Here is a 7561-nt window from a genome sequence, read left to right on the forward strand (position 1 = left end):
AGCGTCCGCGGCGGAGGAGCGCCGGTCGCGGATCGGCGCGATTCTCGACGCCGTGTCGAGCGACGTCGCCGGCGCGACGAACGCGGAGGTGCGAACATGAACGCGAAAGACGTGCAGAAATTCGTCATGCGGTATTTGGAAGCGACGGAATGCCACGTGACCGAGAAGTCGCCGGCGCACGTGACGGTGCGGCTGTCGCCCGAGGCGGACAAGGACTTGACCAACCGGCCGTATTATTGGAGCTTCGTCGAGCGGACCGGCGCGCCGCCGGAGACGATGACGCTGACGTTCGTCTTCGATCCCGAGGCGCGGGCGGCCGCGGCCGCCGGGAAGCCGGGCGCCGCCGCCGCGACGCCCGCCAAGCCGCAGACGGCGGCGCAGGCGGCCGCAGCGTCGGTCGCGCCGAAGCCGACGGACGGCGGCGACTCGATCCTCGGCCGCTACTTCGGCTTCGCCCCGGCGCCCGCCTCGACCGGCCGCATCGCCTACGACGAAGTGACGTACGGCAGCCGGCGTCTCGAGCAGCTGTTCGGCGTCGTCCGTCAGAAGGGGCGCTACGTCCAGATGTTCGAGGACGTGAAGGCGCCGCGCGGCGCCCCGCCCGCGGTATGCCATACGTGGCTCGCCGTCAATTATAAGATCGAGTTTTGCTGCGACATGAAGCGCGACGAGCTGCATTCGCTCGGCATCTCCCTCATGACCGGCGAGATCGTCGAGGAGTTCGGCGAGACGCTCGCCGGCCTGCCGCTGACGCCGCGGCTGCCGTCCAACACGCTCGTGGCGCGCCCCGTCTGGTCGATCCCGCGCGCCGTGGCGGCGCTCGAGCAATACCTCGAGCGCGAGCTGCAAAGCTACAACCACGACTGGGCGGTCGAGGCGAAGGCTCGGCTCGACGACGAGCTCGCCCGCGTCGACGCCTATTACGGCGAGCTGCTGCCGACGCTGGTCGAGCCGGAGCAGCGCGAAGCGGCCGAGGCGCAGTACGCGGCGCGCAAGAAAGAGATCGAATGGCAATACGCCCCACGGATCGAGGCGAACGTCGTCAGCGCGGGCATCTTCCACCTCGGTTCCGACACGCCGGTTTTGCATTAGACAAAACTTCCCATAATTCGCGGACAAGAAGGGACAAACTTCTCGATGCCGTTCGGCTACACTAGAGAAGCGGCCGGGACAAGTTCCTCCGGCCCGCAACGATAGGCAGGTGAGGCGACATATGTTCCGTATCATAGTATTCGCCGCCGCGCTCGCGCTCGGCGCCTCGGCCCCCTTCGGGACGGCCGGGACCGCGCCGCGGCCGGCGCCCGACGCATCGGAGGCGGTATCCGTGCTCTCCGCGCCCGCTTCGTCGCTGGAGACGCAAGTGGACGCCTGGATCGCGGAGCTGTCGAAGGACGAGCCGTTCTCGGCGTGGTCGGGCGCAACGTGGCGCAAGGCGCCGCTCGGTCCCGGCACGCACGGCTGGATCGTCTTCGTGCAAGACGCGCGCAGCGGCGAACCGTTAGGGTATTTAATCGTTGCGGCGACCCCCGAAGGCGGCTACGCCCTCGTCGAGTACGGCGCAGGCGCGACGCCCCCGTTCGCGGACGCGACGCTGGAGACGGCGTTCGGCTCGGACGGACTCGAGGGCGTTCGTTTTACCGACGAGGCCGCGATCGAGCCGTTGTATTTCGATCCGCTGCATGCGTTCTGGAAAGTATCGGAAGGCGGCGTGACGCGCTACGCGGACGCGGTGACCGGCGCTTGGCTGCCGGCGACCGATGCGGAGACGGAGGCGCTCGCGAAGGAAAAACAAAGGCGCGAGCCGGACATGGTTTATTCGGGGAAGCGCTTGCATATGATGAAACAACCGGGCGACCCGTACGGGAGCATCGCCTGGCTGGAGGCGCCCGACGCCGAGATCGGCGGCTGGGACGACTTCGTCGCATGGTTCGACGCCCGCGGCGACGGGGAAGCGGTGTATGTAGGCGCCGCATGGGGCGGCGATGCGCTGGCGCCGTTCGGCGTCGCTGGATACCATGGGTGGCCGTCGCGGCGCGACGGCGGGCTCGGCGGGTACGTGGCGCTCGATCAGGAAGGACTTACGCGGTACGCGCCGCTGGAGACGCTGCTGGCGGCAGGGTCGTTCCGGTAGCGCATGACGAACGGTTTTTCTCCTCTTTATATATACCTATTGCCCTTGGCGGGGTTTGCCTGCCGAGGGCGCTTTTTTTCTGCGGGGAAGCAACATGGACAGCGACATCGGGATCAGCCCGAACCAGCGAACCGTCCACGGCTCGCTCGACTGCTTGCGCCGCTCGCGCTCCGCTTTCCGGCGGTCGCTCGGCGTTTCGATATATTGAACGACCCGCTGGGTCACGTATTTGACGATTTCTTCGCCTTTGGCCATAAAAACGAACACGCTCCTTCGTATCTGGAACTATCCGAGAGGATCCGCATTGTTCTAGTATGGCCCGTTCCGCCGCGTCCTAAACGTTACGTCCGCTCGCCCGGCGAATCGACCGCGTAAGCGAGGTAGCGCGCGCCGGCGTCCCGCACCGCGTCGTAGACGGCGCGTCCGACCGCGTGGCCGACCGCCGTCGCCGTACCGGCGTAACGCGCCGCCGCGCCCCGCCCGGTAGCGGCGACGACGACGGCGTCCGTCGTCGTGCCCGTGGCGAGGCCGCCGTCGTCCGGATCGCGGACGCCGAGGTCGGCCACGGCCGCCGCCTTCGCCTCCGCCGCCACGCACGTCGCCCCGACGAAGGCGCCGGGCGCCAGCGCGCCGTCGAGGACGACGATGACGTTGATCGTGCCGGGGAACAGCCCGCTCGCCGGCGCCCGGCGGCGGCCCGCCCGCGCGGCGTTGCCGAGGCCGACGGTCGCCCAGCAGGCGACGCGCGAATGCGCACTTCCGCTCGACAGCTCGATGCAGGCGAAGCCGGCATCGCGCACGAACGCGGCGGTCATGAGCGCGAGCGTCTCGCCGCAGCCGAAGCCGTGCCGATGAAGATGCGCGCCCAGCTCCGCCTCGGGATCGTCGGCCATATAATGTTTCGGCACCTGCCGGTTTACGATCGCGCGCACCCCGTCCCTGAATCCCCCGCCGATGACGGCGGAGCTCAGCGTCGTTACCCCCGGCGCATCGAACCGCACGACCAGGCAAGGCCCGCCGTCGTCGCCCTCGCGGACCTCCGCCCGCACGCCCGGGATGCCGCAGCCCGCGTCGAGACCGCCCCTCACGCCTCGCCCGGCTCCTCGTGCCCGATCGCGTCCGCGATGGCCGGCGGCAGCGCCCGCTCCTCCGAAGCCGGCTGGTATACGTACCGCCGGTCCAGCTTCACGAGACGCCGCGTGCTTCGTTTGCGAATGAGCACGCTAGCGTCGTCCCATGCGACGACGAAGCCGCGTACGTCGTTCTCCCGGTTCGCGTCGCGTACGACGCGCAGCAGCGTGCCTTCCACGCGGTGCTTGTCCAATTGTTCGTCGGTGATCATGCTCGACGTCGCCTCCATTTTCGATAGATGTACCGTTATTCGTTATTCTCTGCCTCGCCCGCGCGGATCAAACAAAAAAGACCCCGGCATGCCGCCCGGGTCCCTTATGATTGACGCGACTTATCCGACATGCTCCTTCGAATCGTTCGGCTGGTTCTCGAACCAATGGTCGAGCACCTTCGCCGACATGACGCGCTTGCTAACATAATCCGCTTGCTGCTCCGTGAAATGCGCGCTCCAATCGAACTCGCAATCCCGGCATATGTTAACAATGGTCAACAATTCCGACCAAGCGACATAACGCTTATACCAGAAAAACTGAGGATGTTCCACCATGTAGGGGTAGAGGTCATCAAACTCCGTGTGCTTGCAGTCGACCGTCCGCTCGAAATGCGTCTTGGCTTCCAAGAGCTTCTTCGCTAGATACTCGGTAGTAAACGGTTGATTCCCCATCGCGACGCCCTCCTCTCCAAAACTTCCTCCTCATTATAAAGCAAGAACGGAGCGGTGGAAAGAGTCAGACAGGTTGAAAAATGCTGTAAAATCCTCTAATCCGCGAATCGAATGGCGCCGCCTTCGAGCGACGCCAGCCGCGCCAGCGACAGCACCGGAATGCCGAGCTCGCGCAGATGCGAGCCGCCCGCCTGGAACGCCTTCTCGATCGCGATGCCCGCGCCGACGAGCTTCGCGCCCGACCGCTCGACGATCTTAATGGCGCCGCGCGCCGCGTCCCCGTTCGCGATAAAGTCGTCGATGAATAAGATGTTGTCGCTCGGCTTCAGCAGCTCCTTCGCGATCACGATATCCGTCACGATGCCTTTCGTGAACGACGGCACGCGCTCCGCGTAAAATTCGCCCTCGTTCATGAGCGCCTTCCGCCGCCGCGCGTACACGAACGGCACGCCGAGCTCCAGCGCCGTGGCGTACGCGATCGCGATGCCCGACGATTCGATCGTCAGCACCCGCGTCACGCCGTATTCGCGGAACCGTTCCGCGAACGCCCGGCCCATCTCGGCGATGAGCGCCGGATCGACCCCGTGGTTCAAAAACGTATTTACGCTCAGCACGTTATCCGACAATACACGGCCTTCCTCGATAATGCGTCGCTTCAATGATTCCATTCGCGCTTCATCCCTTCGCCGTTTTGCATGGGTTCGTGCCATTTTGAATAAAATACCATAACGAAAAATTCGATTCAACCACAATTCCCGTGCAACTTTTCCCAGCCACATCCAGTCTAATATAATAAGAACTTACGAAATGTTGATTGCGAACACGTGTCGCTCCTTGGAAGAAACGATAATGTGATTTTTTGCCGCGAAAACGGGGGAAATCGGTGCAAATTCGTCTTTGTGAGGGAGTGCCGCGATGCCGTATAGTAAGGGAAGACCAATAGAGAAACGATACGGATCCCAATCGGGTAGAGAGACGGGTAGATGCAATATGAATATGTGGAAAACGTGGTCCGGCCCGGCGCTCGCGGCAGGCTTGCTCGCGTTCGCCGTCGGCTGCTCCTCCGGCGAGGGGGCCGAACGGCCGATCGAGACGCCCGCGCCCGCCGCCGGCGCCGAGACGGCCGCCGAAGCGGCCGGCGGCGGGACGCCGGCGGCGGAGAGCCCGGGCGGCGCGGCGGCTCCGGCGCCGGCGCCGGAGCCGGAAAACGCCCCGGACGCGAAGAACGTCATCTCGGTCGCGTCGCCGCAGACGGAGACGATCGAGCCGAAGACTTCCGAGGATCTATACATGAACGACGACGATCGCGAGCAGATGCGCAAGGCGGAGGAGGCGCGACAGGAATTCAACCGCCGCAACTACGACGTGAACGGCACCTTCGATCCGCTGCATCCGACGCTGATGGGCGTCTCGATCGGCATGGAGGCGTCGGCGGTCCGAGCGAAGTTCGGCGAGCCGACCGAGCAGTATCTGCTTCCCGACGAGACGGTGGAAGCGGCCGTGTTCGCGTATCCGGGCTTTACGATCGGCGTTCGCGAAGGCAAGGTGCTCTTCGTGGAAGTGAGCACGCGCAGCGTCAACCCCGGGCTGAACGGCCTGCGCCTCGGCGACGACCGCCAGACCGCGCTCGCGAAGCTCGGCACGCCGACGTCGGACACCGAATTCGTCATCCGCTACGTAGCGGACGGCGTCGTCCTAAAGCTGGATGTGGACCCGGAGACGAACGAAATTCACTCCGTCAAGCTGTTCCCAGAAGAATAACGTCATACGCCGCCGGGCCGCCGTTTACGCGCGCCCGGCGGTTTTTTTTCATGCCGTCGGCCCGTCCCTCCCTCTGTACTACTTCCCCCGGGACAAACATACCCTGTACTAACCAAGGTACAGGCAGGGGGAGCGGCATGAAGCGAACGGCTGCCACGTTGCAGGTCGCATTTACGTACATCGGGACGGTCGTCGGGGCCGGATTCGCCACGGGGCAAGAAATATTGCAATTTTTCACGAAATACGGAAGCGTCGCGCTGCTGACGATTCTCGTCTCGACGGGGCTGTTCATCTGGTTCGGGACGAAGGTGATGCTGATCGCGCACGACATTCGGGCGACATCCTACGAGGATTTAAATAAGCACCTGTTCGGCGCGAAGTGGGGCGAGCGGTTTTCGCTGTTTATGCTCGTCGAGCTGTTTTCGGTCGCGATCGTCATGCTCGCCGGCGCGGGCTCGGTGTTCCGCGAACAGCTCGGGCAGTCGTTCCTGCTCGGCATTACCGTCACGCTGCTGCTCGGGTACGTCGTCATCTCCGGCGGCATGAAGGGCATCATGGCCGTTAATTCGGTCGTCGTGCCGATGATGCTGCTGTTTACCGGCATCGTCTTTTATCAAACGATGCACGGCGCCGAATTTTTAACGTTCGGCTGGCTGCATCAAGGCGACCCGTATCCGCCGGGCCGAGCATGGATCGCGCCGATGCTGTACGCGGCGTTCAATCTCGCGTCGGCGCAGGCGGTGCTCGTCCCGCTCGGCGCCGCCGTGCGAGACCGACGCGCGATCCAGCTCGGCGGCGTTCTCGGCGGCGTCGGCCTCGGCGCCTTGCTGCTCGTCGGGCATATTTCGCTTGCGACGTATGCGCCGGACATTTTCCAATACGAAATCCCCATGGGCCTCGTCGTGGCCGGCATGGGGACCGTCATTCATTTCCTATATCTGCTGCTGATTTACGCCGAAATTTTCACGACGTTCATCGCCAACGTCTTCGGTCTTTCGCTCCAGGTGGAGCAGCGGCTGCGCGCGAAGCGGCAGACGATCGTCGTCGGGGCGCTCCTGTTATGCTTCGCCATCAGCTTCGTCGGGTTTAAGGCGCTGCTGTCGACGCTGTATCCGCTCTTCGGCGCCTTAAGCCTGGCGTGGTTCGCGATGGTCGTCGCCCGCGGCCGGCGCTCCGTCTGAAACGGCGGCCGGCTCCGGCCGCGCCTCCGCCGCCCGCAGCGCGAGACCGAGCCGCGCGAAGAGGAAGATGCCCGCGATCGTGTTGTACACGAAGCCGGAGAGCACGTAGCCGTAATGGTAATACGGATACGCGTCCCGGTCGCGCAGGACGCCGACGAGATCCGCCAGCAGAAACAACGTGCCGAACAAGAACACGCCGAGGATCAAGTAATCGAACACGGTCCAACGAACGAGCGCCGCGCGGAACGCCTCGCGCTTGCCCGCGAACGCCAGGTACGCGGCGAAGACGCCGAACCCGGCGACGAGCAGCGCGACGAGCGCCGCCGCAATGGATAACGTTACATACAAATTCATAAGCTCCCTGCCCTTCTCCTTAGTTGCTAAGCCGGTAGGCCAGCCAGACGAGCGTCGCGAACGCCGCGACCGGCAGCGCGGCCAGCGCGTAACGCCAGCCGTTCAGCGTCGGCTGCGGCGCCGGGCGCAGCAGCCAGGCGGCGGCGCGCTCCGGCGCCGACGCCTTCGCGGTCGGCGCGGCGGCTTTGGCGGGCGGGCGCGGCGCCTGCGCCGGACGCGCGGCGCCGACCGTCCCGGCCGCGCGGCTTGCGGCCGGCGGCGCGAAGTCGGACAACGCGCCTCCGCTCGGCCCCCGCGGCGTCCGCGTCGCGCCGGCCTTGTCCTGCAGCCGAATCGTGC

General features: G+C 65.2%; 10 protein-coding genes and 1 pseudogene. 4 read left to right on the forward strand and 7 right to left on the reverse strand.

Annotated features, from left to right (window positions below; all coding sequences use genetic code 11):
- Window positions 1-96: 96 nt before the first annotated feature.
- Window positions 97-1092 carry a YqhG family protein gene (locus VEZ38_RS03515; RefSeq protein WP_324891964.1) on the forward strand — a complete coding sequence of 332 codons (996 nt, stop codon included), beginning with the start codon at window positions 97-99 and terminating at the stop codon, window positions 1090-1092.
- Window positions 1093-1213: 121 nt separating this feature from the next.
- Window positions 1214-2131 carry a hypothetical protein gene (locus VEZ38_RS03520; protein WP_324891965.1) on the forward strand — a complete coding sequence of 306 codons (918 nt, stop codon included), beginning with the start codon at window positions 1214-1216 and terminating at the stop codon, window positions 2129-2131.
- Window positions 2132-2167: 36 nt separating this feature from the next.
- Here VEZ38_RS03520 and VEZ38_RS03525 read toward each other — a convergent pair whose 3' ends face one another.
- The 5 genes from VEZ38_RS03525 to VEZ38_RS03545 all read right to left on the reverse strand — a co-directional run bounded on the left by VEZ38_RS03525 (window position 2168) and on the right by VEZ38_RS03545 (window position 4594).
- Window positions 2168-2386 carry a YqzE family protein gene (locus VEZ38_RS03525; RefSeq protein ID WP_324891966.1) on the reverse strand — a complete coding sequence of 73 codons (219 nt, stop codon included), beginning with the start codon at window positions 2384-2386 and terminating at the stop codon, window positions 2168-2170.
- 86 nt (window positions 2387-2472) lie between these two features.
- Window positions 2473-3219, reverse strand: coding sequence for an adenosylcobinamide amidohydrolase (locus tag VEZ38_RS03530; protein ID WP_324891967.1), 747 nt, complete (start codon window positions 3217-3219; stop codon window positions 2473-2475).
- Entirely contained in the window at window positions 3216-3473 is a 258-nt protein-coding gene (locus VEZ38_RS03535) for a hypothetical protein (protein WP_324891968.1), read from the reverse strand. The genes VEZ38_RS03530 and VEZ38_RS03535 overlap by 4 nt, the downstream gene beginning before the upstream one ends.
- A gap of 120 nt (window positions 3474-3593) precedes the next feature.
- Window positions 3594-3926, reverse strand: a complete 333-nt coding sequence (locus VEZ38_RS03540) for a hypothetical protein (protein ID WP_324891969.1) — start codon at window positions 3924-3926, stop codon at window positions 3594-3596.
- A gap of 95 nt (window positions 3927-4021) precedes the next feature.
- Complete coding sequence (locus tag VEZ38_RS03545; RefSeq protein WP_324891970.1) at window positions 4022-4594, reverse strand: xanthine phosphoribosyltransferase; 573 nt, start codon at window positions 4592-4594, stop codon at window positions 4022-4024.
- 322 nt (window positions 4595-4916) lie between these two features.
- Between VEZ38_RS03545 and VEZ38_RS03550 the strand changes: the two genes are divergently transcribed.
- Both VEZ38_RS03550 and VEZ38_RS03555 read left to right on the forward strand, forming a co-directional pair.
- Complete coding sequence (locus VEZ38_RS03550; RefSeq protein WP_324891971.1) at window positions 4917-5687, forward strand: hypothetical protein; 771 nt, start codon at window positions 4917-4919, stop codon at window positions 5685-5687.
- Window positions 5688-5824: 137 nt separating this feature from the next.
- Window positions 5825-6868, forward strand: a complete 1044-nt coding sequence (locus VEZ38_RS03555) for a hypothetical protein (RefSeq protein ID WP_324891972.1) — start codon at window positions 5825-5827, stop codon at window positions 6866-6868.
- Here VEZ38_RS03555 and VEZ38_RS03560 read toward each other — a convergent pair.
- The gene (locus VEZ38_RS03560) at window positions 6815-7222 is read right to left on the reverse strand and encodes a hypothetical protein (RefSeq protein WP_324891973.1); all 408 of its coding nucleotides are present in this window, start codon (window positions 7220-7222) and stop codon (window positions 6815-6817) included. The two genes, VEZ38_RS03555 and VEZ38_RS03560, sit on opposite strands and share 54 nt — an antisense overlap.
- A gap of 19 nt (window positions 7223-7241) precedes the next feature.
- Window positions 7242-7561, reverse strand: a pseudogene (locus VEZ38_RS03565) (hypothetical protein); the annotation flags it as partial.

Origin of the sequence: Paenibacillus sp. (assembly GCF_035645235.1) — a bacterium.
Classification (GTDB): domain Bacteria; phylum Bacillota; class Bacilli; order Paenibacillales; family YIM-B00363; genus Paenibacillus_AE.

What these genes read in the sequence shown, in the direction of transcription:
- VEZ38_RS03515 (WP_324891964.1), top strand. Translation starts at nt 97, where the DNA reads ATGAACGCGAAAGACGTGCAGAAATTCGTCATGCGGTATTTGGAAGCG.
- VEZ38_RS03520 (WP_324891965.1), top strand. Translation starts at nt 1,214, where the DNA reads ATGTTCCGTATCATAGTATTCGCCGCCGCGCTCGCGCTCGGCGCCTCG.
- VEZ38_RS03525 (WP_324891966.1), bottom strand. Translation starts at nt 2,386, where the DNA reads ATGGCCAAAGGCGAAGAAATCGTCAAATACGTGACCCAGCGGGTCGTT.
- VEZ38_RS03535 (WP_324891968.1), bottom strand. Translation starts at nt 3,473, where the DNA reads ATGATCACCGACGAACAATTGGACAAGCACCGCGTGGAAGGCACGCTG.
- VEZ38_RS03540 (WP_324891969.1), bottom strand. Translation starts at nt 3,926, where the DNA reads ATGGGGAATCAACCGTTTACTACCGAGTATCTAGCGAAGAAGCTCTTG.
- VEZ38_RS03545 (WP_324891970.1), bottom strand. Translation starts at nt 4,594, where the DNA reads ATGGAATCATTGAAGCGACGCATTATCGAGGAAGGCCGTGTATTGTCG.
- VEZ38_RS03550 (WP_324891971.1), top strand. Translation starts at nt 4,917, where the DNA reads ATGAATATGTGGAAAACGTGGTCCGGCCCGGCGCTCGCGGCAGGCTTG.
- VEZ38_RS03555 (WP_324891972.1), top strand. Translation starts at nt 5,825, where the DNA reads ATGAAGCGAACGGCTGCCACGTTGCAGGTCGCATTTACGTACATCGGG.
- VEZ38_RS03560 (WP_324891973.1), bottom strand. Translation starts at nt 7,222, where the DNA reads ATGAATTTGTATGTAACGTTATCCATTGCGGCGGCGCTCGTCGCGCTG.